The organism is Nocardia sp. NBC_01503, assembly GCF_036327755.1.
Lineage (GTDB): Bacteria > Actinomycetota > Actinomycetes > Mycobacteriales > Mycobacteriaceae > Nocardia.
In genome coordinates this window covers 4,140,429-4,165,880 of record NZ_CP109596.1, presented here as the reverse complement: position 1 = coordinate 4,165,880, position 25,452 = coordinate 4,140,429, and the positions used below count along the sequence as shown (strand labels likewise).

The 25,452-nt window shown below is 67.0% G+C and carries 20 protein-coding genes and 1 tRNA gene; 9 read left to right on the top strand and 12 right to left on the bottom strand.

The features are described 5' to 3' along the window. Positions 1–25 precede the first annotated feature (25 nt). A complete protein-coding gene (locus tag OHB26_RS18705) occupies positions 26–1,858 on the top strand; it encodes a glycoside hydrolase family 15 protein (RefSeq protein WP_330185422.1) in 1,833 nt (610 codons plus the stop codon). A gap of 176 nt (positions 1,859–2,034) precedes the next feature. Here the strand turns inward: OHB26_RS18705 and OHB26_RS18700 are convergent, their stop codons facing one another. Further along, positions 2,035–2,463 carry a hypothetical protein gene (locus tag OHB26_RS18700; RefSeq protein ID WP_330185421.1) on the bottom strand — a complete coding sequence of 143 codons (429 nt, stop codon included), beginning with the start codon at positions 2,461–2,463 and terminating at the stop codon, positions 2,035–2,037. A 127-nt stretch (positions 2,464–2,590) separates the two neighbouring features. Here OHB26_RS18700 and OHB26_RS18695 point away from each other — a divergent pair, with 127 nt between their 5' ends. After that, the gene (locus OHB26_RS18695) at positions 2,591–5,305 is read left to right on the top strand and encodes an AAA family ATPase (RefSeq protein WP_330185420.1); all 2,715 of its coding nucleotides are present in this window, start codon (positions 2,591–2,593) and stop codon (positions 5,303–5,305) included. A gap of 84 nt (positions 5,306–5,389) precedes the next feature. After that, positions 5,390–6,433 carry an alpha/beta fold hydrolase gene (locus tag OHB26_RS18690; RefSeq protein ID WP_330185419.1) on the top strand — a complete coding sequence of 348 codons (1,044 nt, stop codon included), beginning with the start codon at positions 5,390–5,392 and terminating at the stop codon, positions 6,431–6,433. A 53-nt stretch (positions 6,434–6,486) separates the two neighbouring features. Here OHB26_RS18690 and OHB26_RS18685 read toward each other — a convergent pair whose 3' ends face one another. From OHB26_RS18685 to OHB26_RS18665, 5 genes are all read right to left on the bottom strand, one after another. Continuing rightward, complete coding sequence (locus OHB26_RS18685) at positions 6,487–8,082, bottom strand: ABC-F family ATP-binding cassette domain-containing protein (RefSeq protein ID WP_330185418.1); 1,596 nt, start codon at positions 8,080–8,082, stop codon at positions 6,487–6,489. Between the two features lie 199 nt (positions 8,083–8,281). Beyond that, entirely contained in the window at positions 8,282–9,724 is a 1,443-nt protein-coding gene (locus OHB26_RS18680; protein WP_330185417.1) for an aldehyde dehydrogenase, read from the bottom strand. Between the two features lie 129 nt (positions 9,725–9,853). Further along, positions 9,854–11,329 carry a dihydrolipoyl dehydrogenase family protein gene (locus OHB26_RS18675; RefSeq protein WP_330185416.1) on the bottom strand — a complete coding sequence of 492 codons (1,476 nt, stop codon included), beginning with the start codon at positions 11,327–11,329 and terminating at the stop codon, positions 9,854–9,856. Positions 11,330–11,352: 23 nt separating this feature from the next. Next, positions 11,353–11,793 (bottom strand): VOC family protein, encoded by a 441-nt coding sequence (locus OHB26_RS18670; RefSeq protein WP_442942974.1) that lies wholly within the window; start codon positions 11,791–11,793, stop codon positions 11,353–11,355. A gap of 40 nt (positions 11,794–11,833) precedes the next feature. Continuing rightward, positions 11,834–12,685, bottom strand: a complete 852-nt coding sequence (locus OHB26_RS18665) for an alpha/beta fold hydrolase (RefSeq protein WP_330185414.1) — start codon at positions 12,683–12,685, stop codon at positions 11,834–11,836. Between the two features lie 187 nt (positions 12,686–12,872). Here OHB26_RS18665 and OHB26_RS18660 point away from each other — a divergent pair, with 187 nt between their 5' ends. Continuing rightward, a complete protein-coding gene (locus OHB26_RS18660) occupies positions 12,873–13,160 on the top strand; it encodes a hypothetical protein (protein ID WP_330185413.1) in 288 nt (95 codons plus the stop codon). Here the strand turns inward: OHB26_RS18660 and OHB26_RS18655 are convergent. Further along, positions 13,154–13,285, bottom strand: a complete 132-nt coding sequence (locus OHB26_RS18655) for a hypothetical protein (protein WP_330185412.1) — start codon at positions 13,283–13,285, stop codon at positions 13,154–13,156. The two genes, OHB26_RS18660 and OHB26_RS18655, sit on opposite strands and share 7 nt — an antisense overlap. Before the next feature lie 64 nt (positions 13,286–13,349). On the opposite strand from OHB26_RS18655, the gene OHB26_RS18650 reads away from it, so the two are divergent. Beyond that, complete coding sequence (locus OHB26_RS18650; protein ID WP_330185411.1) at positions 13,350–14,975, top strand: tannase/feruloyl esterase family alpha/beta hydrolase; 1,626 nt, start codon at positions 13,350–13,352, stop codon at positions 14,973–14,975. 182 nt (positions 14,976–15,157) lie between these two features. On the opposite strand, the gene OHB26_RS18645 is transcribed toward OHB26_RS18650, so the two are convergent. After that, a tRNA-Met gene (locus OHB26_RS18645) sits at positions 15,158–15,231 on the bottom strand. A 524-nt stretch (positions 15,232–15,755) separates the two neighbouring features. Between OHB26_RS18645 and OHB26_RS18640 the strand changes: the two genes are divergently transcribed. After that, positions 15,756–16,295, top strand: a complete 540-nt coding sequence (locus OHB26_RS18640; RefSeq protein WP_330185410.1) for a transglycosylase family protein — start codon at positions 15,756–15,758, stop codon at positions 16,293–16,295. 92 nt (positions 16,296–16,387) lie between these two features. Here the strand turns inward: OHB26_RS18640 and OHB26_RS18635 are convergent, their stop codons facing one another. The 3 genes from OHB26_RS18635 to OHB26_RS18625 form a co-directional block, all read right to left on the bottom strand. After that, positions 16,388–17,239 (bottom strand): SDR family oxidoreductase, encoded by an 852-nt coding sequence (locus tag OHB26_RS18635; protein ID WP_330185409.1) that lies wholly within the window; start codon positions 17,237–17,239, stop codon positions 16,388–16,390. Positions 17,240–17,478: 239 nt separating this feature from the next. Continuing rightward, positions 17,479–17,811 carry a putative quinol monooxygenase gene (locus OHB26_RS18630; protein ID WP_330185408.1) on the bottom strand — a complete coding sequence of 111 codons (333 nt, stop codon included), beginning with the start codon at positions 17,809–17,811 and terminating at the stop codon, positions 17,479–17,481. Between the two features lie 101 nt (positions 17,812–17,912). Further along, positions 17,913–20,933, bottom strand: a complete 3,021-nt coding sequence (locus OHB26_RS18625; RefSeq protein ID WP_330185407.1) for a UPF0182 family protein — start codon at positions 20,931–20,933, stop codon at positions 17,913–17,915. Positions 20,934–21,108: 175 nt separating this feature from the next. On the opposite strand from OHB26_RS18625, the gene OHB26_RS18620 reads away from it, so the two are divergent. Then, positions 21,109–21,711, top strand: a complete 603-nt coding sequence (locus OHB26_RS18620) for a PPA1309 family protein (protein WP_330185406.1) — start codon at positions 21,109–21,111, stop codon at positions 21,709–21,711. Positions 21,712–21,839: 128 nt separating this feature from the next. Here the strand turns inward: OHB26_RS18620 and OHB26_RS18615 are convergent, their stop codons facing one another. After that, entirely contained in the window at positions 21,840–22,865 is a 1,026-nt protein-coding gene (locus OHB26_RS18615) for a YlbL family protein (protein WP_330185405.1), read from the bottom strand. Positions 22,866–22,950: 85 nt separating this feature from the next. On the opposite strand from OHB26_RS18615, the gene OHB26_RS18610 reads away from it, so the two are divergent. Both OHB26_RS18610 and OHB26_RS18605 read left to right on the top strand, forming a co-directional pair. Next, positions 22,951–24,381, top strand: a complete 1,431-nt coding sequence (locus OHB26_RS18610; RefSeq protein WP_330185404.1) for a zinc-dependent metalloprotease — start codon at positions 22,951–22,953, stop codon at positions 24,379–24,381. A gap of 104 nt (positions 24,382–24,485) precedes the next feature. Next, positions 24,486–25,439, top strand: coding sequence for a TOMM precursor leader peptide-binding protein (locus OHB26_RS18605; protein ID WP_330185403.1), 954 nt, complete (start codon positions 24,486–24,488; stop codon positions 25,437–25,439). The last annotated feature ends 13 nt before the right edge of the window (positions 25,440–25,452 follow it).

Here is a 25,452-nt window from a genome sequence, read left to right as displayed (position 1 = left end):
AGCGACAGATCAGAGGAGTAGCCGCATGTCTCACTACCCGCCCATCGCCGACCACGGTCTGATCGGTGATCTACAGACCGCAGCACTGGTCTCCACCGACGGCACCATCGACTGGTTCTGTTGTCCCCGTTTCGATTCCCCGAGTGTGTTCGGGTCACTGCTGGACCATCAGCGCGGCGGGCACTGCCGGGTACGCCCGGCGCAACGGCCCTATCGCACCCAGCAGATGTACTTCCCCGACACCGCCATCCTCATCACCAGATTCATGACCGATATCGGCACCGGCGAGGTGATCGACTTCATGCCCCCTGCCGGACGCGACAGCACCGACACCCACCGGCTGGTCCGCATGCTGCGCTGTGTACGCGGGCGCATCACCTTCGAGCTCGATATCGCACCGCGCTTCGACTACGGTCGCCGCACCCACACCACCCGGCTCACCGCCGATGGCGCGGTCTTCGACAGCGGCAGCTCCGGCCTCACCCTGCACGCGGTCCGCGAACCCGGCGACGATCAGCTGGCACAGGTGCAGGTCACCGAGGATGGCAGCCTGCACGGCCTACTTCCCTTGGCGGCCGGGCAGGTTCGCGGCTTCGTCCTCGAATCGGGAGCACCGGGTATACCGATGGCGATCCCGGTGGCGGAGATCGAGACGATGTTCGACCAGGCGGTCCAGTTCTGGCATACCTGGCTGGCGCACTGCACCTATCGCGGTCGCTGGCGCGAGATCGTGCATCGCGCCGCGATCACCCTCAAACTGCTGACCTACGCACCGACCGGGGCCATAGTCGCCGCACCCACCGCCGGTCTGCCGGAGATGATCGGCGGCGAACGGAACTGGGACTACCGATACACCTGGATCCGAGACGCCTCCTTCTCCGTCTCCGCGCTGCTCTCGCTCGGCTTCACCGAGGAGGCAACGGAGTTCGCGGCCTGGCTGCGCGGCCGCTACCAGGACAAGGGCACACAGCTCGAGATCATGTACCGGGTGGACGGCTCGGCGGATCTACGCGAGGAGGTCCTCGGCCATTGGGAGGGCTACCGCGGCTCCAGCCCCGTCCGCATCGGCAACGACGCCTCCGGCCAACTCCAGCTCGATATCTACGGCGAACTGCTGGACAGTATCGACACGGCCGATCGGAGCGGGCTGCGGATCGGACATGAGGGCTGGCAGAAGGTGACCGAACTGCTCGACTGGCTGGCGATCAACTGGGATCAACCCGAGGAGGGCATCTGGGAAACCCGCGGCGGCCGTGCCGATTTCACCTACGGCAGGCTGATGACCTGGGTCGCCTTCGATCGCGGCATCCGCCTGGCCGAACGGCACAGCCTACTCGCCCCGATCGACGAATGGCGCCGCCAGCGCGACCTCGTCGACGCACAGCTGTGGTCGTGCGGCTGGAACGAACGCCGCCGGGCCTTCGTCCAGCGCTACGACGCCGAGGTGCTCGATGCCGCACTGCTGCGGATGGCGCAGGTCGGATTCATCGCGCCCCGTGACCCGATGTGGTTGTCCACGCTCTCGGGCATCCGGCGAGAACTGGTCACCGACAGCCTGGTCCACCGCTACAACCCGAGCGCGTCGCCGGACGGGCTCAGCGGTTCGGAAGGCACCTTCTCACTCTGCACCTTCGACTACGTCAATGCCCTGGCCCGGGCCGGAAACCTGACGCAGGCACGACTGGTCTTCGAGAAGATGCTGACCTACTCCAACCATCTGGGCCTGTACGCGGAGGAGATCGGCCTCACCGGTGAGCAACTGGGAAACTTCCCACAGGCCTTCACACATCTCTCACTGATCGACGCCGCCCTGACCCTGGACCATGCGATGGATGCGAGCGCGCTGCCCGTGGGCTGAGCGCGGCGCATCCGACACCCCGCGGTGCTGGCCCATGAGTTGCCGCGGGGATGGTCCACGACCGTGCAGTACGGCGGTCTCCGACCAGATCAGCACCGCGATCGGGCCACAGACGAAAAGCTCCGCGATCGGGGGTCGTTCGGGCGCGCCGGTCTGCTCATCGCTCGACACGGACATCACGCGGCCCGTAGCGGAGTAGCGAAGGACTTGCGCAGTGAGGACGGCCCGACCAGGGGCAGCAGTGCCGCCAGAATCTTGCCCTTGAATGCCCGCGGGGTCCGGGTCAGTTCGACATCGACCCGGCAACCGGGCAGGTCGGGCGTGATCTTGAAGACCCAACCGCCGCCCGCACCGAAGAGTTTGGAATCCATCGTGGTGACGGTGACGGTATCGCCGCCCGGGACCCAGTCGTAGCGGGCGCGTTCCCAGGCGGCGGCGGTGCCCTCGGTGACCTCGGCCCAGTTTTCGCCGCGTTCGTGAACGGTGAAGTGTTCGGCGTCGATACTCGGCCACGCCTCGGGACGGGTGGGCCCGAAATCGGTGAGCACCTGCAGGACTTCGGCGGGAGACAGGGTGGACATCAGGTGAAAGCGAATGGTAGCCATGGAAATACCTTCGCCGCCGGTGACAGGGCGCCGAATCTGTCGGATGACGCTGTCTTGACGTAATCCAGTTTCGGTAGGGTCACGACCGGGCCCGATACCGTCGGGGCCCGGAGGAGGATTCCGCACCATGCCGTTGTTCGGACGCGACACCGAACTGAAAGACCTGGCCGCGCTCGTGGACGGCCTCGGCGACCGGAACGGCATCCTGATCGAGGGCGAACCCGGCATCGGGAAATCGACGCTCGTCGAGCAGACCGCGACGGCCGCGACCGCCGCGGGATTGCGGGTGCTGCGGACCGCCGGGGTGGAGGCCGAGAGCAATCTCGTCTTCGCCGGACTGCACCGACTCCTGTACCCGCTGCGACGTGAGTTCGATGCCCTGCCGCCACGCCAGTTCGACGCGCTGGCAACCGCTTTGGGCATGTCGGACAGCACCGACGAGCCGAGCATCCACCTGGTCGGTCTCGCCGCGCTGACCCTGCTCGCCGACGCGGCGGCCGACCGCGCGGTCCTGGTCGTCGCCGAGGACCTGCACTGGCTCGATATGGCCAGCGCCGAGGTGCTCGCCTTCGTCGCGCGCCGCATCGACTCCGAACCCGTTGCGGTGCTGGCCACTTCGCGCGACTCCAGGACGTCGCCGCTGCGCGACGCCGGACTGACCGTCATGCGACTCGGCCCACTGCCCGACGACGCCGCGAACGCGCTCCTGGACACCATCGCACCGAACCTGCCCGCCCCGCTCCGCCACCGAGTGCTCACCGAGGCCCATGGCAATCCGCTGGCGCTGGCCGAACTACCCATGGCCGCAGCGGATCTCACCGAGACCGCCCTCGCGCTGCCCCTGACCGAGCGGCTGGAACGGGCGTTCTCGGCGCGTGGCTCCGCACTGCCCGGGCCGACCCGCTCGGCGCTGCTCGTCGCCGCCCTCAACGACGGCGATTCGTCCGCCGAAACACTCACCGCCACCGGGATTCTCCTGGAAACCGCGGTGACATCCGAAGTGCTCGCGCCCGCGGTGGCGGCCCGGTTGATCGGCACCGGTTCCGGCACGGTGACCTTCCGCCATCCGCTGGTTCGGTCCGCCCTGGTCGCGGCGGCGACGGCCGAGGAACGCCGACGCGCACACCAGGCACTCGCCGAGACACTCGGCGAATCGCCGGATCGCCAAGTGTGGCATCGGGCGGCGGGTACATCGGGCGCCGACGAGAACGTGGCCGCCGCACTGGAGGACGCGGCCGAACGGTCCCGGCATCGCGGAGGCGCGATCGCGGCGCTGGAACGTGCCGCGGCCCTGAGCGCCACTCCCGTCCGCCGCGCGGATCGCCTGCTGCGGGCGGCCGAGCTCGCCGTCGACTCCGGCCACCGCGAGACGGTCGAACGACTGGTCGGCGCCGCACGCACGCTCCCACTCACCGCCGAGCAGGAGGCCACCGCGAAGTGGGTGCTCAGCGGGCTGGAGGACGGCATGCGCGAAAGTCCCGCGCACATCGGGGAACTGGCCGCGCTGGCGGCCTCGGTCGCCACCGACGGATTTCCCGATGCCGCGCTGCGGATCCTGTGGGCCGCCGCCTCGCGGTGCTTCTGGTCCGAACCCGGACCCGAGATCCGTCACGCGGTGCTCTCCGTCGCCGACACCTTCGGCATTCCCGACGGCGACCCGGCCAAGCTCGCGATCGACTCGATCGTGGCTCCGTTCGAGCGCGGCGAGCAGGTCCTCGATCACCTGCGGACACTGGCCACCAGCACGGGGCGCGATACGGACGTCGATCACTTTCTCAGCAGCGCGGCCTACCAGGTCGGCGCCTTCGACCTCGCGGCTCACTTCGCCGCCGCGGCCACACCCGGATTCCGCGCCGCCGGGCAACTGGGACTGCTGACCCGCGCACTCGCGATCCAGGCCTGGAGCCTGGCCCGGCTCGGCGACCTCGCCGCCGCCGCGCCCATCGCGGCCGAGGCCGCGACCTTCGCCCTGGAGACCGGGCAGCCCTTCATGCACGCGACCGTTATCGCGGTGCAGGCCGAAATCGCGGCGCTGCGTGGGGATTACGCGCAGGCCGCAGCGCTCACCGCGGAGGCCGAACGCGCCGGACTGGCCGCCGGCGCGCGGCCCGTGCTGGCCACCGTGCAGCTCACCCGGGGGCTCACCGCGCTCGGCGAGGGCCGATTCGATGACGCCTTCACCGATCTGACCCGCATCCATGATCCGCGCGACCCGTCGTATTCGCTGACGCTGCGCGCGTGTTTCCTCACCGAACTCGCCGAGGCCGCGGTCCGCGCCGGACAGACCGATGCCGCGGCGGACCTGCTGCGCGGACTGGAACCGGTGGCGGCATCGACGTCGTCGCCTGCCTTGCACATCGGAATGCGTTACGCGCGAGCGGTTCTCGCCGGAGATTCGGCCTCCGAGCTGTTCGCCGTGGCATTGGCGGCGGATCTCACCGGCTGGCCCGCCGAACGCGGCCGCCTGCACCTGGCCTACGGCGAATGGCTGCGGCGGCAGCGCCGAGTCGTCGAGTCTCGCACCCATTTGCGCACCGCCCGAGAGATTTTCGATGCGCTCGGCTTCACCGCCTGGAGTGAGCGGGCCCGCCTGGAGCTGCGCAGCGCGGGGGAATCCAGCCCGAATCGCGACCCGGACGCTCGCGAGCGGCTGACCCCGCACGAGCTGTCCATCGCGCAATTGGCGGCGCAGGGGCTGACCAACCGGGAGATCGGCCAGCGGCTGTACCTGTCGCATCGGACGGTCAGCACCCACCTGCACCGGATCTTCCCGAAGCTCGGCATCAGCTCGCGGGGCGACCTCGCGGCGCTGCTGCCCACCCTGGAGGAAGCGGCGAGCTGATCGATCGGCCGCGCGGGCCGATCGACACCGATTACGTCATCCGACGCACGCGGCGGGGTGGGCGCGCTGCCTAGCGTCAATGGCATGAACATCAACCGACGCGGACTATTCGCCGGAGTGCTGGCGGCGGGCGTGGCCGCGGCTTCCCTCACCGCCTGCTCCACGGACTCCGCCCCCACGCCGGCGATCACCACCACTCCGGGCGCGGCCCTGCGGGCGGGATCGGGTGCGAATACCAGCCTGGGACCGATCAAGAAGATCGACGCCGGTGTCCTGAATGTGGCCTACGCCGAATTCGGTCCCGCCACCGGGCAACCCGTGATCCTGCTGCACGGCTGGCCCTACGATGCCTACAGCTACGCCGATGTCGCCCCGCAGCTGGCCGCATCCGGATACCGGGTGCTGGTCCCGTTCCTGCGCGGTTACGGCGGGACCACCTTCCTGTCCGCGCAGACCGTGCGCAACGGACAGCAGTCGGCCATCGCGCGCGACATCGTCGATTTCATGGACGCCCTGCATATCGACAAGGCTGTACTCGGCGGATTCGATTGGGGCGCACGCACCGTCGATATCATCGCCGCGCTGTGGCCGCAGCGCGTCAAGGCCATGGTCGCGGTGAGCGGATACCTCATCACCCAGCAGGCCGCACAGCAACAGCCGCTGCCGCCCGAAGCCGAACTCGGCTGGTGGTACCAGTACTACTTCGCCACCGAACGCGGCCGCCTCGGCTACGACCGGAATCGGCACGACTTCAACAAGCTGATCTGGAAGCGCGCCTCCCCTGCCTGGAATTTCGACGACGCCACCTACGATCGCAGCGCCGCCGCGTTCGACAATCCCGACCAGGTGGAGATCGTCATCTCCAACTACCGGTGGCGTTTGAGCCTGGCGCCTGGCGAGCCGCAGTATGACGCCTACGAACAGCAACTCGCCACCGGACCGGCAATCTCCGTGCCCGCCATCACGATCGGCAGCGACTTCGACGGAGCGGCCAAGGACGGGAAGAGCTACCGCGGCAAATTCACCGGGAAGTACGAGCACCGTGTGCTGGACGGTATCGGGCACAACGTCCCGCAGGAAGCGCCCCAGCCGTTCGCCCAGGCGATCATCGACGCCGACCACCTCTGATACCGCACCCACCGCCGGGCCCGGCAGTACAGCCGGGTCCGGCGCTACGCTGTCTACAGGGCGTCGCGACGCCGCATACCGCCATCGGTATCGAGCTCGATGACCGTATCGATGCCGATCCTGCGCAGGAACGGATAGTCGTGGCTGACAACGACTATCGCGCCGCGATAGTCGGTCAGGGCCTCGACCAGCTGATCCACGCTGGCGATATCGAGATTGTTGGTGGGCTCGTCGAGAATCAGCAATTGCGGCGGCGGATCGGCGAACAGCAAGCGCGCCAGGGACACTCGGAAACGCTCACCGCCGGACAACGTCGAGACCGGCCGTTCCACGCTGCTGCCGCGGAGCAGCAAGCGGGCCAAGTGATTTCGAATCGTTCCCGGCGAGGTGGTGGTGGCCACGGCGTGGACGTTGTCCAGCGCGCTGGCCCGCTCATCCAGATTGTCAAGACGCTGCGGCAGATACCCCACCCGATCGATGAACAGGGTGCCGCGTTCGGGGTGACTGCCCGCGAGCAGGTGCTCGATCAGCGTCGACTTTCCCGCACCGTTGGGGCCGATCAGGGCGACGCGTTCCGCGCCCTGAATGACAATGCGCCGATCACCATCGCTCAGTTCCGCGATGCGGCGACTGCGCGGCACATCCGGATCGGGCAGTTCGAGACGGATATGCTCCTCGCGGCGGACCCGTGCGGCCGCTGCATCCAGATTGTCCTGGGCGGCAAGGACTTTCGTTTCCAGCGTGGTGCGCATGGCGCCTGCAGAGCCCTGTGCCCGGCTCGCCCGGTTGCCCGCGAGAATTCGCGGAATCCCCCCGTCCCGTTGCGTCGCGCGGGCGGTGCGCTCGCGTCTGGCGAGCTTGGTCTCGGCCTCGATTCGCTGCCGCTTCTCGACCTTCAACGCCTGTTCGGCGGTCCGAGCCGCCTGAACGGCCGCCGCCTGCTCCTGGTCGACGTAGTGTTTCCAGGCGCTGTAAGGTCCGCCGAACACCTCCAGCGCCGCGCCATGCAGCTCGGCGGTGGCATCCATTCGCTCGAGCAATTCGAGATCATGGCTGACCACTACCAAGGCGCCCGGCCAGGAGTCCACGAATCCGGCCAGCTTGGCCCGGGTTTCGCGGTCGAGGTTATTGGTCGGCTCGTCGAGCAGGGTGATCGGCGTGCACGCGATCGACAGCCCCGTGATCGCGACGAGTACGGCCTCGCCGCCCGAGATCTCCCCCACCCGGCGATCCAGATCGATTGCGCTGAAACCTATTTCGTGTAGCGACTCGTCGGCGCGGGCTTCGATGTCCCAATCGTCGCCGATGGTCTCGAAGTGTTCTTCGGCGGTCTCCCCCGATTCGATCGCGCGCAGCGCCGCGAGTTTGCCCGCGATACCGAGTAATTCGGCGATGGTGGCATCGCGGCCGAGGGTGAGCGTCTGCGGCAGGTATCCCACCTCGCCGGTGGTATCGATACGCCCGGACGTCGGTGTCAGGATGCCCGCGATCAGCCGCAACAGCGTCGATTTCCCGGCGCCGTTGCGGCCGACCAAACCGGTGCGCCCGGTGCTCAATGTTCCGTTGAGCCCGGCCAGCGCGACGGTGCCGTCGGGCCATTCGAAGGACAGATTCCGCAGGGTGATGGCAGCGGGTATGGATGTGGACATGTGTCGTCGACTCTTTCCTGCTCGTGAACGAGCGGCCGCACGTGATTTCGGACGTGACGGAGCCAGACGAAGGCGAAAGTCCCGGGCCGTAACCGATACCGGGCACCGAGCGGAGTATGTGCGAGAAGCGCCGCCTTCGACTGGGCGGCTAGATTCTGTCGACTTCCTCGATGAGCACCCGACCACCCTACCAGCGGCGTCAGCGGGTGATCGTCTGATATTCGGTGTACTGACCGAGACCGACGGCACCGTATTCGCGGCCGATACCGCTGGCCTTGAAGCCACCGAAGGGACCGTCGAATCCGACCGGCGCACCGTTGATGGTGACCGTGCCGGTCCGGATGCGCCGGGCGACGGCCACCGCCGCGTCCTCATCCGCCGACCAGACGCCACCGGAGAGCCCGTACTCGGAGTCATTGGCGATGCGTATCGCATCGTCGATGTCGTCGTAGGCGAGGACGACCAGGACCGGGCCGAAGATCTCCTCCCGGGCAATGCGCATGGTCGGCATCACATCGGCGAAAACCGTTGGGGTGACATAGAAGCCGTCGGACACACCGGGTGGGAGCTGCGGGCCGCCGCAGACCAGGCGAGCGCCTTCGCCGATGCCGATCTCGATGTAGTCGCGGACCCGCTGTTGCTGATCGCCGCGGACCATCGGGCCGATAAAGGTTTCCGGATCGCGCGGATCACCGACCGGCAGCGACTCGACCAGCGCCGTCAGCGCCGCAACCACCTCCGCGTAGCGGGAATTCGGAGCGAGGATCCGCGTTTGGGCAATGCAGGATTCGCCGTTGTTCAGCAGCGAACCGTATTTCAGGCCGGTCATCACCGCGCTCAGATCGGCATCGGGCAGGATCATCGCCGCCGATTTACCGCCCAGTTCGAGACTGACTCGTTTGAGCTGTTCCCCCGCTATGGTCGCGATCCGGCGACCGGCCCCCGTCGAGCCGGTGAACGCGATCTTGTCCACCAGCGGGTGGGAGATCAGGTACTCGCTTGTTTCCCGTTCCGCCGGAAGCACACTGATCACCCCGTCCGGCAAGTCGAGTCGATCCACCAGCTCGGCCAGCAAGCCCATACTCAGCGAGTTCTCCGGAGATACCTTCAGCACCACCGAATTTCCGGTGAGCAGGGCGGGCAGGATCTTCGATGTCGCGGAGGAGAACGGCGAATTCCACGGGATGACCGCCGCCACCACACCGACCGGTTCGCGCCGAACCACGCTGCGCACCCGCGCATCCGGGTCCGACGGGGTCAGGGTGCGCTCCCAGTCGAAATTCTCGGCGGCCACGAGGTAGGCGTTCGCCTGCCGGGTCAAACCGGCCTGGCCCGCCTTGGTAAACCATGCGGCAGAACCGTTTTCGGCGGTGATGAGCTCGGCGATCCGGTCCGCCTGTTCCTCGCGCAGCGCATTGAACTTGCGCAGCACCGTGATTCGCTCGGCGGGCGGGGTATCACGCCACGCGCGGCTTTCGAAGGCCGCGTGCGCCGCCGCCACCGCGCGGTCCACATCGGCGGGTTGCGCCTGCGCCGCGACGCCGATGAGTGATCGATCGTGCGGAGAGAGGATCTCCAGCAGTGCCGGTTCGCTGGGTTCGGCCCACGCACCGCCGATGTAGAGCCGGTCGTAGGTGATCATTCGCCTTCTCCCTCCGCGATGGCCGCGAGTCCGAGTTGAGCTGTGGTCGTCGTCATAGCGCCGACGCTAGGGGCCGTCGAGCGAGCGCCGCGAGCGTCGAATGACGTAATCTCCGACGCTCATACGACGCTATTCCGCGCGGGCGGACCAGGACTTCGCACTCCGGTCCCGATAGGTCTCGAGCAGCCGCAGCCACACCTCACTGATGGTCGGGAACGCGGGCACCGCATGCCAGAGCCGGTCCACAGTGATCTCGCCGGTGATGGCGATGGTGGCCGAGTGCAGCAGTTCCGCGACACCCGCTCCGACGAAGGTGGCGCCGACGATCACCCGGCGCTCGGGATCGATGAGAATCCGCGCACGGCCGCGATAGTCCGGATCATGCTGGAGCGCACCGGCGACCCGGCCGATGTCGTAATCGACGATATCGACCGTGCGGCCCGTTCGCGCCGCGTCCTCGGTGGTGAGGCCGACGGCCGCGATCTCCGGATCGGTGCACACCACCTGTGGAACGGCCATGAGATCGGCTGTCCCGGTGTGCTTTCCCCACGGCGCGGTGTCCAGCTCCCGACCGGCCGCGCGGTCGGCGATGACCGCGCCCGCGATCCGCGCCTGGTACTTGCCCTGATGGGTGAGCAGCGCCCGGCGATTGACATCGCCTACGGCATAGAGCCATTCGCCCTCGACCGTGGTCACCGTGAACGCGTCATCGGTGGTGAGCCACTCCCCCGGGACCAAACCGACCGTCTCCATACCGATGTCATCGGTACGCGGCGCACGCCCGGTCGCGAGCAACAGTTCGTCGACGACGATCCGGGTGCCGTCATGCAGGCTCAGATGCACGCTGTCATCGGGCCCGCCCGATCGTTCGGCGGTCACGATGCCCGCGCCGAAACGCAGTTCGACGCCCGCGGCCCGGAGCCGGTCGGCCACCAAATCCGCGGCGAAGGGTTCGACGCGGCCGAGCAACCGCGACTCCCGGGCGATGAGAGTGACCTCGGCGCCGAGAGCCCGCCAGGCCGTGGCCATTTCGACCGCGACGACCCCGGCACCCAGAATGGCGAGCCGACGCGGCACCTCCCGGGCGCTGGTGGCCTCGCGGCTGGTCCACGGCCGCACCGCGTCCAGACCCGGCAGCGGCGGCAGCGCCGCGCGAGTACCGGTGCAGACCGCGACCGCGTACCGGGCGTGCAGGTGCGCGATGCCGCCGTCGGGGGTCTCGACCGTCACCCGCCGGACCCCATCGATTCGCCCGTGGCCTCGAATCAATGCGATACCAGCGGATTCGAGCCATTCGACCTGGCCCTGATCGTTCCAATCGCCGACCATGCGATCGCGGTGCTTCAACACGGCGCGCGCATCGAGTGGTCCGGACACCGCGTTCTGTACGCCGGGGAACCGCGCGGCCTCCGCGTACAACAGCGCGGGACGCAACAGCGCCTTGCTGGGTTCACAAGCCCAGTACGAACATTCGCCGCCGACGAGTTCGGATTCGACGATGACGGTGCTGAGTCCGGCGGCGGCGGTGCGGCCGGCGACATTCTCACCGACCGGCCCGGCCCCGAGGACAATGACGTCGTAGGTTTGGATGTTGTTGTCGGACATGGTGTTCGCTTTCGGGCCGGCGGTCAGCGGCCGGGTGCGCGCTGAGTGATTTCCTGCAGGAACCAGCCATTGCCGTCCGGATCATGGAAGGCGGCGAAGGAGCCGTAACTGCGACGCTCCGGATCCGCTCCCGCAACGCGATCCACCGTTCCGGCGTGATGGAAGACGCCGGTCGCGTCCCGGAACGGTCCGTCGACCGCGACGCCGCGTTCGGTGAGTTCGGCGACGGTCTGCTCGATATCGGTGACGATGAGATGCAGGCCGTCCAACGAGCCGGGCGCGGCGGCGGTAACGCCGGTTCCGAAGATGAGCGAGCATGCGGAGCCGGGCGGGGTCACCTGGATCACGCGGTAGCCATCGTCCACAGTGAAATCGGCGTCGAGCCGGAATCCGAGTCGCTCGGCATAGAACGCCTTCGCGCGATCGACATCCGAGACGGGCAGTACGACGACTTCCAGCTTCATATCCATGATCGTGTCCTCCTGTGGTGGTTGGGTTTTCGGGTCAGCGTGTGGCCGCTGCGGCCTCTTCGATCACCTTGGCGACCACATCCGGATGTGAGACGGCGACCGAATGCGAGGCGTCGACCTCGGTGACCTTGGAGTGGGCGCGGTCGGCCATGAATCGCTGCGCCTCGACCGGGATGTTCAGATCCTCGGTGGTGACGATGTCCCAGCTGGGCTTCTCGGTCCAGGCCGCGACCGTGGCCTTCTCCTCGAGCGCGGATTGGGCGATCGGCCGCTGCGCCGCTGCGGCGAGGGCGGCGCGATCCTCGGGGACGTCGGCCGCGAATTGCGCGCGGAATCTGTCCTGCTGGATGTAGAGATCGGTGCTGGCGCTGCCGTCGGCATTGGTGAACGGCACCGGATTCAAGGTGCCGGGCAGCGTGGAGCCGGGGTACTTGCCGGTCAGTTCCAGCGCGGTCTCGCCCGTCGCGGGCAGGAACGCGGCCACGTACACGAGCCCCTTGACCTTGTCGTTTCCGGCTGCCGCGGCACTGATGACCGAGCCGCCGTAGGAATGCCCGACCAGGATGACGGGCCCGTCGATGTGGCTGATCACGCTGCGCAGCGCGGCGGCGTCACTGCCCGGACCGCGCAGCGGGTTGGCCGCCGCCACTACGGGATACCGGTCCTTGCTCAACCTCGCGATCACATCGTTCCAGCTGGACCCGTCGGCGAACGCGCCATGCTCCAGCACGATGGTCGGTCGCGGTGCGTCCTCGTCGGGACCGGCGTGGGTGACGGTGTTCGAGGAGCAGGCGACGGTGAGACCGATGCCCGCGATACCGGCCACGAGTGCGGCGGCGGCCCGGGTAGCACGTCGCTTGTTGCGGCCATTTCCGTTGTCGACCATGGGATTTCGTCCTTCTAGCGGGTGGATGCGGGTTGTACGATTCCACTGTCGTCGCCGAGCCCGGGCGGCACATCCGTCAGGTGACGCTGGCATCGACGTACGTCGTTCCGCGACCCGATTACCTACGTCGCGATCACCGCCAGCTGATGGATGCGGATGCCTCCGGCCCGGCGCGACGGTGGTGTCCATGAACACCACTGCCGCTCTTCCCGATTCGGCCTGGCCGACACTCGCCAACTCATCCGCCGGATGGGGCGATCGAACTGTGCCACAGCGGTTTTCGGGCACACCGGTGCCGCTGCCGCGCGGGAAGGGGCTGGGTGGGTCATCGGCCATGCTCGACTCCGGATACTTCACGGCGGCAGCGGATGTCGAGGCGGTGGTCGCCGGCATCGAGGCCGCCCGCGCAATCACAGATCCCGCGGCCCTCCAGGCCATGTTCGACAAGGCGTTGGGGCCCAAGAGGATTCATTGATCCAGGGTGCGAGTCATGGCGACCTCCACGACAAGGAGCAGTACGTCGGTCCGACCGTGGAGCAGCGCACCGGCTTCTTCGCCGAGAGCCTCGTCCGAACCCGAATTACGTCGACCGAGCGTCATCCGACTGATGTGTCGGTGCTGGCACCCCGGACACAGTAGGTGCAATTCCAACCGAGGAGAGATCTTGAAACGACGAGTACTGGCACTCGCAACCGTCGGTGTCACGGTGGCAGGCGCCGCCGCGATCTACGCTCTGGTGGACAGGTCGGACGATTCCGCCACCACCGCGGCGAGCGCTAACGCGTTCAACTGCAACACATTTCAGATACCCGCACCGGCAGGCACGACCGTCGAGTCCCTGACCGCGACCGCAGTCCCCACGGGAACGTTCCAGGTTCCGGGGACCCCGCCACTGGGCGGCTACCCCGTGCCCGAGGTCCCCGCACACTGCGAAGTGACGGTCACTCTGACCCATCCCGGCGCGAACGACCATGCCAGGGTGCAGGTTTGGCTACCGGAGTCCGGCTGGAACGGCCGCTTCCAGGCGGTCGGTGGCGCCGCCTACGCCGCCGGGAACATCGGCGGCGTGGCCGCGGCCGTCAAGCAGGGCTACGCGGTCGGTACCACCGACGCCGGCGTGGATACCAGTGGCCTGAACAGCGGTTGGGCGCTGAACTCGAACGGCGGGATCGACACCGCGCTGCTGGAGAACTTCTCTTCCCGCTCGGTGCACGAACTGGCCGTCGTCGGCAAGCAGGTCGTCAATGACGTCTACGGCCACGCCGCGTCCTACGCCTACTGGAACGGCTGCTCCACCGGCGGACGACAGGGCTACATGGAGGCCCAGAAGTACCCAACCGATTTCAACGGCATCAACGCCGACGCCCCGGCCATCAACTGGAATCAGTTCGAGGTCGCCACACTCTGGCCGCAGGTGGTGATGAACCAGGCGCACACCTTCCCGACCACGTGCGAGTTCAATACGTTCAACCAGGCCGCGGTCAAGGCCTGCGATCCGCAGGACGGCGTTGCCGACGGTCTGATCAGTGACCCGAGCCGATGCGACTTCGACCCGCGCAGCCTGATCGGCACCAAGGTCGCGTGCGACGGCAAGGAATACACGATCAGCGAGGCCGACGCCGAAGTGGTCCGCAAGATCTGGGACGGCCCGCGCGACGGCAACGGCCAGCGGCTCTGGTACGGCCTGCCGATCGGCGCCGACTTCAGCAACCTGACTGCCAGCACCACCGGCCCCGACGGCATCACCGTGGGCGCGCCGTTCCCCGTTCCCGCCCAATGGGTCGCCAACTTCGTGCGGAAGCAGCCCGCCTTCGACACCGCGAACCTCACCTACGCGCAGTTCGATCAGATCTTCCAACAGGCCCGATCCGAGTTCGACCCGATCATCGGCACCGCCGACCCGAACCTGTCGGCGTTCCGCGACGCGGGCGGCAAGATCATCACCTGGCAGGGCGACGCCGACCAGCTCATCCCCACCGCCGGCACCGTCGACTACCGCAACCGCGTGGACGCACAGCTGGGCGGCACCGCCAAGGTCGACGACTTCTACCGCGTCTTCCTGGCACCGGGCGTCGCGCACTGCGCCCTCACCGGCAGCAACGACCTGACCGCCCTGACCGCGTGGGTCGAGCACGGCCAGGCACCGGATGTCCTGCGGGCCGACCTGACCACCGCCACCGGCCAGACGGTCTCACGCGACATCTGCCGTCTCCCGTTCGTCTCCCACTACAACGGCGACGGCGACCCGGCGTCCCCGGCCAGCTTCCGCTGCGTCGCACCCACCCCCTGACCCGACCCCGGACCGGGCCCGCCCTCGCGGCGGTCCTGGCCGGTCACATTCGACAGGCGTTCGGGGATCCGGAGGCGCGCCGCGGCTACGCCGACCAGGACCGGGCAGACCGCCGGCATCCCCGGTGGCTGGCCGAAAACGAAAATGGCCCGGAACCAAAAGGTTCCGGGCCATTTCGCTAGTAGCGGGGACAGGATTTGAACCTGCGACCTCTGGGTTATGAGCCCAGCGAGCTACCGAGCTGCTCCACCCCGCGTCGGTGAACACAACATTACACACGGGCTGTCGCCAGTACCAAATCGGCTGGTCAGAGCAGATTCGACGGGTTACGGGTTCGATCTTGGCGGGTGTGCCAACCATCCGGACGGTTGCGAACCGGAGGGTAGCGACCGGAAAACCTCCGACTTGACGGCGTCCGAGCGCGCGTGTCCCCGCAAAACACGCCCGAAACGTGACTGGAGTCACATTTTCACAGTGAGTTAAATCACATCACAGGCATATAACAGACCGATCGGATTTACGAATTCCAGCATAGCCAACCTGCATGAAGGCCATTTTTACTGTTATTCGCTTCATGCAATTCTTAAGTTATCAAGACGTGATCTGCCGAGATTTCCTCGTTATCGTCAGTCTCGGCCCGGATCAAACCCGTGATGGGCACCGCACCGAACCGCCGCACTCCCGAGACCCTGTCCCGCGGTTTGGTACCCAGAGCTCCTGGGGACAGGGACGCGACCGAGCAAGACGGCCGGGTGGGTGGGCGCAGGGAGGGAAAACACCATGAAACAGAACCGGAAGATCAACTCCCGCACCCTCGGCCTCATGGCCGTCACGGGCGCACTTGTTGCCGTCCCGTTCGGCTTCACCGCGACAGCCTCGGCAGCACCCGCACACGACTGGGACGGCGTCGCCCAGTGTGAGAGCGGCGGCAACTGGGGAATCAACACCGGCAACGGCTACTACGGCGGTCTGCAGTTCTCGCAGAGCACCTGGGCCGCCCACGGCGGTACCGGCACCGCGAGCAACGCCTCCAAGGCCGAGCAGATCCGCGTCGCCGAGAACGTGCTCGCCACTCAGGGCGTCGGCGCCTGGCCCGTCTGCGGCCAGTACCTGCGCGCCGGAGCCTCCGAGCCGGAGCCGGTCGTCGAACCGGAGCCTGTCGCACCCGCCGCCCCCGCCCCGCTCCCCACCGACAAGCAGGCCATCATCGATCAGGCCAAAGATGTCGCCGGCGGCCTCGCCCAGCAGTTCGGCGTCCAGGATCAGTACCACCAGGTGCTGGATCAGAACGCCGCCCTCATCGAATCCTGGGGCCGCTGAAATCACGCACTCCTTCCCATACCGGAAGTAGCGAGAGGCGCTGCTGTCAATGTCGACAGCAGCGCCTCTTGTCGTCTCCCAGGGGAATCCGGTCAGTTCAGGAACTCCGCGCGATGGCCGAGTGCCCAGTCGCGGAAGCTGCGCGGCGGGCGACCGGTCACCTGCGCAACGGTGGGGTGCACCACCGAGGTGAAGGATTCCAGCGCTGTCGCGCGTAGCGACATGATGGCATCGGCCATCTCCGGACCGACGCCGAAATCCAGCATGGCGGAGCGGGATTCGGCCGCCGAGGTCTCGACGTAGCGCAGCGGACGGCCGAGCACCTCGGCCAGGATTTCGGTCTGCTCCCCCGGCGAGAGTGGCTGCGGGCCGCTCAACGCGTAGACGTTTCCCGAATGCCCCTGTTCCACAAGTGATTTCACCGCCACCGCCGCGATATCCGCCGGGTCGACCACGGCTATGCGGCCCTGACCGAACGGGGCGCGGACGGTATCGGCGGCGCGGATACTCGGAATCCAGTGCAGGGCATTGGACATGAAACCCAAGGGGCGCACCATGGTCCAGGGCACTCCGCCCTCGCGGATGGCGGCCTCACCGGCGCGGTGCCACATGGGGATCGGATCGGTGGCGGCATCGTCTCCGGCGCGGCCGGAGGAGAGCTTCACAATGTGATGCACGCCGGAATCCTCCGCTGCCGCAACGATATTCGCATCATGCTTAGAAAGTTCCGGACCCGTCGAGAGCAGGAAGACACGATCGACGCCGCGCAGTGCGGGGGCGAGACTGTCCGGCTCACCGAGATCGGCGCGAACCACCTCGACAGACTCGGGCAGTCGCGCGGTCTCCGGACGGCGAGCCAGGGCGCGCACCGGCATATCCAGCGCGAGCAGTCCATCGATCACAGCTCGTCCGACCGTGCCGGTGGCTCCGGTTACGAGAATCATCAGGTCCTCCAGTTCCCGGCTGCGCCTCGGCAGCCCGTCGCGGATGCTCACCGCGCTGGAATCAGCCTGCTTCCAGGGTTACTCGCAATCCATTCCGCCTCCCGATATCGCCGATATCTTCCAGAGGACTCTCGATCGCGATGATTTCCTCCACGCTGAACGAGGTCGACCGCGAAGACCTCCATGCCGTGCGACTCGACCGGCGAGTGCCCTGCGATCACTTCGGCGAGGAGTCCGCGCTACTGCTCGTCACCGAGGGTTCGGCCGTGAACATGAACGGCATTGCCGTAGCAGCCTTCGGGCTGTCCGGCCAGCAGTGGCGGAATCTGTTGGGACACAGCGGCAACCGGCTCCGAACGGGTGGTCTCGTCATGTGCCTTCTTGTCGACCCACAACTGCGTCAGCCAAATGGTGTCCGGGTCGTCGAAGGCCGTGTTGACGCTGTAGCCGACCAGGCCGCCGCCCTCGCCACCCGCGCGAAAACCCTGTACCAGCAAGGCGATCAGCTCATCACGCCGACCGGGCCGCGCGGTCATCCGGCCGAACACACTGAACATATTCCCGTCGGACATGTCTCGCCTTCCGCTCGGTCGATCCGGTCCGAGCCTACGACGAACAAGGGGCGCTGTCGTCGAGATCGACGGCAGCGCCCCTTGTTTCGGCTCAGCGGAGGTTAGCCGCCGGCCTTCTCGTAGTTGGTCACAGCGGTTTGCAGCTGCTCCAGGGCCTTGCCCAGCTGACCCAGATCACCCGACTTCTGGGCGTCCTGAACTGCCTTCAGGGCGTCATCCAGCTGTTTGACCGCAGCGTCCTTACCCGTCGAACCCGTCGGTGGCGGCACCGTCTGGTTGGCGGGTGGTTGCGTGCCCTGGTTCACCGGCGGATTGCTCTGGTTGGGCGGTGCGCCGGGCTGGTTCGGCAGATCCAGTGCGGCGGAGGCCAGTTCGGGGGCCACCTGGTTGAGCGCTTCCTTGACGGTCGCGCCGTAGCCGATCTTGTCGTGATACGAGACCAGCACCTTCACCAATTGGGGGAAGGTCGGCGCGTTATTGGCACCGGCGACACTGCGTTCCAGATACCAGGGCTCCACATAGAGGATGCCGCCATCGCCCACCGGCAGGGTGAGCAGGTTGCCGTATTTCAGTTTGTTGGCGCTGCTGCCCGTCAACAGGGTTCGGTCCGATGCGACCGCACTGTTGCCCGTCATCTGACTGTGTGTCTGCCCCGGGCCCTGCGCCGCCGAATCCGGCAATCGCAGCACCGTGAGCTTGCCGTAGTTCTCCGGGTCCGAATGCGCCTGGATGTACGCCGACAGATAGTTCCGCTTGTAGCCGACCATCACGCTGGTCAGATTGAACTCGGCCTTACCGGTCTTCGGATCGCCGATCAGCACGTAGTACGGCGGTTGATGGGCACCGCTGGCCGCACCCTCCTGGGTGGGATCGTTCGGCACGGACCAGAAGGCGTTGTTGGTGAAGAACTCGCGCGGATCATCCACGTGGTACTTCGCCAGCATCTCGCGCTGCACCTTGAAAAGGTCCTCGGGATAACGGAAGTGGTCCCGCAGATCCTTGCTGATGGCGCTCTCGGGCTTCACCGTGCCGGGGAAGACACTGCTCCAGGCCTTGAGCACCGGATCGGTGGAGTCCACCGTGTACAGCGAGACGGTGCCGTCATACGCGTCGACGGTGGCCTTCACCGAATTGCGGATGTAGGAGACCTCCTTGCGCGGCACCACCCGGCCGGTGGTCTGGTCGATGCTGTCCTCGACCGCGCCGTCGAGCGAGGTCTTCTGCGCGTACGGGTAGTTGTCGAGGGTGGTGTAGGCGTCGACGATCCACAGGATGCGCCCGTCCACCACCGCCGGGTAGGCGTCGGTGTCGGCGGTCAGCCACGGTGCGACCTCCTGCACCCGGTCGCGTGGATTGCGATTGAAGATGATCTTCGAATCGGATCCGATGGCACCCGAGAACAGAATGTTCCGCTCGGCGTACTTGGCGGCGAAGGCGAACCGGTTGAACCAGTTGCCGATCGGCACGCCACCCGAACCGTTGTAGGTGAATTGCGTTGAATTGGTGTCGTATTCGCGCGGCGGCTGATTGTTCCCGCCCACGATGGCGTAGTCGGCATCGGTCTTGGAGATCAACTGACCGAAGTAGATACGCGGCTGATCGACCTGAATGGCCTGCTGATCCTTGGGCGTACCGAGATCACTGACCGTCTTGAGCTCGGTCCCGTTCGGACCGGGCACGGTGAAGACCGGATAGCCGTAACCGCCACCGCTGCTGTCACTGCCCGCGGTCTGCTGCGCCTGCTTGGGATCGGCGGGCGGAGCGGCATTGACCTTGTTGGCGGGCGAGGCGACGAAGCCGTCACCGTGCGTGTACACGGTGTGCCGGTTGATCCAATCCTTCTGGTTATCGGCCAGATTCTGCGGCTGCAGCTCGCGCGCCGCCACGACGTAGTCACCGATCTGGTTGTTGATGGTGTAGCGATCGATGGCCAGCGTGTCCGGGAAGCCGTAGATGTTCTGCAGCTGATTGCGCTGAATGAAGGTCGGCGCCAACAGGTTCGGATCCAGCAGGCGCACATTGCCGATGGTCTGCTGATCGGCGGTGCTCTGCCCGGGTCCCTTCTGGGCGCCGCCCTTGTAGTCGACGTACTCCACCTTGTCCGGGGTGATGCCGTAGGCGTCTCGGGTGGCGGCGATATTGCGCTGGATATACGCGCTCTCCTTGGTGGCCGCGTTCGGGCGCACCGAGAACTGCTCCACCAGCAGCGGCCACACCGCACCGACCAGTACCGAGGAGAGCACCAGCAGCGCCGCCGCCATGGCCGGAATCCGCAAGTCACGCAGGACGACTCCGGCGAAGAACGCCACCGCGCAGATCACCGCGATGGAGAGCAGGATCAGCTTGGCGGGCAGCACCGCGTTGATATCGGTGTACGAACCACCGGTGAAGGTCGGCTCCTTACGCGTACTCGACAGCAGCGCGTACCGGTCGAACCAGTACGCGATCGCCTTCAGCAGTACGAAGAGTCCGGCCAGTACGGCCAGCTGCACGCGCGCCGCGGTGCTCAGCGTGCCCTCGCGGCCCGCCAGGCGCAGACCGCCGAAGACGTAGTGCGTCACCAGATTCGCGAAGAACGCGATCACCACGGCGACGAACAACCAGTTCAGCACCATCCGATAGAACGGCAGGTCGAAGGTGTAGAAACCGATATCCAGATGGAACTGCGGATCCTGCACCCCGAACGAACCGCCGTGCAGGAACAACTGCACCGTCGCCCAGCTGGACTGCGCCACCAGACCGGACAGCAGGCCGATCAGCAGCGGAATCCCGATGCCGAACAGGCGCAGTCGGCTCATGACGGTGGTGCGGTAGCGCGCGATCGGATCGCCCGGACCCGAGACCGGTACGAAGACCGGCCGCGAGCGGTACGCCAATAGCAGGGACAGCCAGATGATCGCGCCGACGATCACCGCGACCACGAGGAAGAGCAGGAACCGAGTCAGCAGCACCCGGTGGTAGACACCCCGGAAACCGACTTCCCCGAACCACAGCCAGTTCGTATAGGCGTCGGTGAGCCGCGGCCCGACCAACAAGAGTGCCGCCAGTACCAGTGCTGTTACCAACAGCACTCGACTGCGACGTGACAGCGAAGGTAAGCCAGTCGGGGGGCGCACGCCCACGATGCCACTCTCCCAGGGTCCGGCAGGCCCGCCGGAAAAACCGGGCGGTGCACCGCAGTCCGATGATGCGAGTTGGTCCCAGGGGACCGTTCGCGCCCCACTCTACGTAAATCGCCCGGGATCCGGCCCAACACCCGGACTCGAGACTCCGAGATCTCGATGCGAGGATTGCGGGGTGAACCCTGAGCAGTGGGCCGCATCCGCCCTGTACCGGTGCATCCGCGAAGTCGCCGAGTATGCCGACGGCGAGGGCTGGGACCGCCCGCCGCAGATGTTCGCGCTGGTACCGACCGTGGACCTGGTGGCCGCGGAGCCTTCGCTGCTGGATCAGGTCGATGAGAAGGACGCGCTGACTCCGATTGCGCAGGAGCCGTTTCCGGAGGACATCAACGGCGACCATCCGCGCGCACTCGACGAATTCCTGGCCACCACCAGTTGGCCGCTGGCCGTCGAGGGCTGTGTCCTGGTGCAGCAGATCGTCGTCCTGCCGCCCGATGCCGAACAGACCCTCGACGATGCGATCGAGCCGCTGCTCGCCGATCCCGATGCCGCCGATTCGGCCGCCCGGCAGGCCGCCGTCTCACATCCCGAACGCCGCGATGCCCGCCTGTTCGTCGGCGTGCTCCGCGACGGCACCTCACTGTCGCTGCTCCAGGTCCGCCCCGCCGAACACGAGGAAGACCCCTTCGGCGACCTCGACCTGCGCACCGCCCCCAACCTGGCCCCCAACCTGGTCGAGGCCGTGCGGCAGACGCTCGAGAACGACCCCGAGGACTGAACGGCCTGCGGCTGAAAGCAATCCGTGCCCGCTGCCTGATGGCGGCGGGCACGGTCGTGAAGTAGGGGGAACAGGCGCGTCCGCCCCGTCATCCCGGAATGCGTTCGGCCGGGATCCACCTTGTCGGGTCAGCTACAGCTGGGGGTTTCCTTACCCGCGTTGAGATCATCGAGGGATTGCACTGCCCCCGCGAGGTTCTCGACCTTGACCAGTTTCAGGCCGTCGGGCGTGCGCTGGGCGGCCTCACCGCAGTTGGCGGCGGGGACCAGGAAGGTCTTCGCACCCGCCTCGTGCGCGGCGATCATCTTGTACTGAATGCCGCCGATCGGGCCGACCTTGCCGTCCGGGTCGATGGTTCCGGTGCCCGCGATGAACTTGTTGCCGCTGAGCTCACCCGGGGTGAGCTTGTCGATCAATGCCAGGGTGAACATGAGACCGGCCGAGGGTCCGCCGATCTCGGCCAGGTTGAAGTCGACCTGGAGTGGGCCGCTGGCGAATTCACCGGGCGTGATGCCGAGGTAGCCCTTGTTGGAGTCGTCCGGCCGCGCGCCCAGGGTGATCTCGGCGGTCTGCTCCTGCCCGTCGCGGCGGAACACCACCGGAATCGCACTGCCGGGCTTGGCGGCCGATACCGCCGCCACCACATCCTTGGAGGTGGCGATCGGCTTACCGTCGACGCTCACCAATTCATCGCCCTTGCGCAGTACATCCTTGGCGGGGCCGTCCTCGGTGACCGCGCGCAACCGCACCACGGTCGGCATCTTCAGATAATGCAGGGCCGCCAATTCCGCATTGTCTTCGGAATCCTTGAAGTCCTGTTGATTGGATTTGTCTATCTCGTCACGCGACACTCCGGGCGGATACACCTCGGCACGCGGAACAAGACCGTGCTGACCATCCGCCCAGAGGCCGAATGCCTCGAAGATATTCAGCTGATCGCGAACGGAGACCGTGGTCATATTCAGATTGCCGGCGGTCGGATCGACGGGTGCTCCGCGCACCTCGACGACCTCTTTTCCATTCACTTCCCCCAGCGTATTGAATGTCGGCCCAGGTCCGAGCGCCACGAACGGGACGGTGACGACACTGCCGATGATTCCCAGCACCAGAATGGGGATCAGGGCGGCGAGCAGGGTGAATATCCGACGGTTCACGCGGCCAAGGGTACTGGTGATGCCTCCGATTGCCGCGTTCCGCTCGGCGGTTCGCCGCTTGGAAGGCTCCAGTACCGTAGATGTCATGAGTGATTTCCCGTTCGGATTCTCGAATCGCGACGACGACCCGGAGCGCAAGCCCGGCGACGAGTCCAGCGGTTCCGGTGCGAACAACCCGTTCGGACTCGGTGGTCCGGGCGGCGGCGGATTCGATCCCTCGCAACTCGGTCAGATGCTCAGTCAGCTGGGGCAGATGTTCACCAGCATGAGCCAGCCCGGCGGGGATTCCGGTCCGGTCAATTACGACCTCGCCAAGCGACTGGCCCGCCAGCAGCTCGGCGCCAGCGTCACCCCGGTCACCGAGGGCGCCCAGCGCGCGGTGGCCGATGCCTCGCATCTGGCCGAACTCTGGCTGGATCCGGTCACCACGCTGCCCGCGGGCGCGACCAAGACCGTGGCCTGGACCGCCAACGACTGGATCGAGGAGACGCTGCCGACCTGGAAGCGCCTGTGTGATCCGGTGGCGCAGCAGGTTTCGGGCATGTGGACCGCGACCCTGCCCGCCGAGGCCAAGGAGTTCGCCGCGCCCATGATGGGCATGCTCGGGCAGATGGGCGGACTCGCCTTCGGTTCGCAGCTCGGCTCGGCGCTCGGCCAGCTCGCCAAGGAGGTGCTGACCTCCACCGATATCGGCCTGCCGCTCGGCCCGGCCGGTACCGGCGCGCTCATGCCGGCGGCCATCTCCGAATTCAGTGCCGGACTGGAGCAGCCCGAGAGCGAGATCCTGGTCTATCTGGCCGCGCGCGAGGCCGCGCATCAGCGGTTGTTCGGACATGTGCCGTGGCTGCGCCAGCAGGTGCTGGGCGCGGTCGAGGATTACGCGCGCGGGATCAAGATGGACTTCTCCGCCATCGAACAGGCCGCGGCCGGACTCGATCCGATGACCCTGGCCTCGGATCCGTCCAAGTTGGAGGAGCTGCTCTCGCAGGGCACCTTCGAACCGCAGACCACGCCGGAGCAGCAGGCCGCGCTGGATCGCCTGGAGACCCTGCTGGCGCTCATCGAGGGCTGGGTGGAGACCGTGGTGTCCGATGCGGTCGGTGATCGGCTGCCCGGTGCGGGCGCGCTCGCCGAGACCCTGCGTCGCCGCCGCGCCACCGGTGGACCGGCGGAGCAGACCTTCGCCACCCTGGTCGGCCTGGAGCTGCGCCCGCGCAAGGTGCGTGAGGCGGCCACCCTGTGGCGTCGGCTCACCACCGATGCGGGCATCGAGCAGCGGGACGGCGTCTGGGCGCATCCGGACCTGCTCCCGGACTCCTCGGATCTGGACACACCGGCCGGTTTCATCGATTCGGTACTCGGCGGCGGCACAACCGCTTTCGACGATCCACTGGCCCAGCTCGCCGAGGTCGAGAAGCGGGAACAGGCCGAGAAGGACAAGGCCGCCGGGGACAAGCCGGTGGACACCGAGAAGAAGGACAAGCCCGGCGACGGCGAAGGCGACACCCCCGCCTGATTTCCACAACCCCTATTTCACGACTTGTGGATAACCCTCGAAAGCGCTGGTAGTCAGGCGTTTCCGAGGGTTTTCACATTTTCCGGTCGGCGCAGAATCTCCCCATGACGACGCTCGCTCGTACTTACGGACCGATGCTGCATCCGCGGATCACGGTGCTGGTGCGCCGGAATGGGGCGGTGCAATTGGGTTGGGCACCCGGGGAGGCGATCGTGCTGCGGCCGCCCGGACCGGTCGAGGCGGTGCCCGCGCTGTTGCGGCTGCTGGACGGGGGTCGGCCCGAGGGCGAGATTCTCTGTGCGGCGCGGGAATTGGGGTTCAGTACCGAGACCATTCGCGGTGTACTCGAGGTTCTCGATGATGCGGGGTTATTGATCGACGCGGAGACGCCCTCGCGGCTACGGCACGTTCGGATACATGGGCGGGGGCCGCTGTCGGATGCCCTGCTCGAGGGTTTGCGACGAATCGGGTTGCGGGGCAGCCACTCCTATCCGAGGCATGCACCGGGCACACGACCGGAGCGACCGGATCTGGTGGTGCTGACCGATGCCCTGGTTCCGGATCCGGCGCTGGTGGCCGAGCTCATGCGACGCCGAATTCCGCATCTGCAGGTGCGGATCAGGGACGGGCGCGGGGTGGTCGGCCCGCTGGTCCTGCCGGGTGAGTCCAGCTGTCTGCGCTGCGCCGATCTACTGCGCTGCGATCTGGAACCCGAATGGCCGCAGTTGAGCGCCCAACTACTGGGGCGGGTCGGGCACGCCACCCCGGCCGGTATCGCCGCCGCGGCCGCACTCGCACTGCACGAGATCGACACCATCGCGCACGGCGAGGCCGAGTACGCACCGGCATCCTTGAGCGCCACCCTGGAGTTGAATCTCGACCTACCGCATCTGGATGTGCGCCCCTGGCCGGTGCATCCGCTCTGCGGTTGCCTCGACTCCACCGCAGCCGCCGGGGCGGACCCCGCGGCGCCCACCGCGAGCGAAATCCGCTCGGAGAACATCGATCCCGCCGCACCGGCAATCGCGAATCGGAGTTGCTGTGACGGATCCCACTAAACGCTCGGACCCG

What these genes read in the sequence shown, in the direction of transcription:
- OHB26_RS18690 (WP_330185419.1), top strand. Translation starts at nt 5,390, where the DNA reads ATGAACATCAACCGACGCGGACTATTCGCCGGAGTGCTGGCGGCGGGC.
- OHB26_RS18655 (WP_330185412.1), bottom strand. Translation starts at nt 13,285, where the DNA reads ATGACGCTCGGTCGACGTAATTCGGGTTCGGACGAGGCTCTCGGCGAA.
- OHB26_RS18630 (WP_330185408.1), bottom strand. Translation starts at nt 17,811, where the DNA reads ATGTCCGACGGGAATATGTTCAGTGTGTTCGGCCGGATGACCGCGCGG.
- OHB26_RS18660 (WP_330185413.1), top strand. Translation starts at nt 12,873, where the DNA reads ATGAACACCACTGCCGCTCTTCCCGATTCGGCCTGGCCGACACTCGCC.
- OHB26_RS18675 (WP_330185416.1), bottom strand. Translation starts at nt 11,329, where the DNA reads ATGTCCGACAACAACATCCAAACCTACGACGTCATTGTCCTCGGGGCC.
- OHB26_RS18665 (WP_330185414.1), bottom strand. Translation starts at nt 12,685, where the DNA reads ATGGTCGACAACGGAAATGGCCGCAACAAGCGACGTGCTACCCGGGCC.
- OHB26_RS18695 (WP_330185420.1), top strand. Translation starts at nt 2,591, where the DNA reads ATGCCGTTGTTCGGACGCGACACCGAACTGAAAGACCTGGCCGCGCTC.
- OHB26_RS18670 (WP_442942974.1), bottom strand. Translation starts at nt 11,793, where the DNA reads ATGAAGCTGGAAGTCGTCGTACTGCCCGTCTCGGATGTCGATCGCGCG.
- OHB26_RS18680 (WP_330185417.1), bottom strand. Translation starts at nt 9,724, where the DNA reads ATGATCACCTACGACCGGCTCTACATCGGCGGTGCGTGGGCCGAACCC.
- OHB26_RS18605 (WP_330185403.1), top strand. Translation starts at nt 24,486, where the DNA reads ATGACGACGCTCGCTCGTACTTACGGACCGATGCTGCATCCGCGGATC.
- OHB26_RS18610 (WP_330185404.1), top strand. Translation starts at nt 22,951, where the DNA reads ATGAGTGATTTCCCGTTCGGATTCTCGAATCGCGACGACGACCCGGAG.
- OHB26_RS18705 (WP_330185422.1), top strand. Translation starts at nt 26, where the DNA reads ATGTCTCACTACCCGCCCATCGCCGACCACGGTCTGATCGGTGATCTA.
- OHB26_RS18700 (WP_330185421.1), bottom strand. Translation starts at nt 2,463, where the DNA reads ATGGCTACCATTCGCTTTCACCTGATGTCCACCCTGTCTCCCGCCGAA.
- OHB26_RS18635 (WP_330185409.1), bottom strand. Translation starts at nt 17,239, where the DNA reads ATGATTCTCGTAACCGGAGCCACCGGCACGGTCGGACGAGCTGTGATC.
- OHB26_RS18685 (WP_330185418.1), bottom strand. Translation starts at nt 8,082, where the DNA reads ATGTCCACATCCATACCCGCTGCCATCACCCTGCGGAATCTGTCCTTC.
- OHB26_RS18640 (WP_330185410.1), top strand. Translation starts at nt 15,756, where the DNA reads ATGAAACAGAACCGGAAGATCAACTCCCGCACCCTCGGCCTCATGGCC.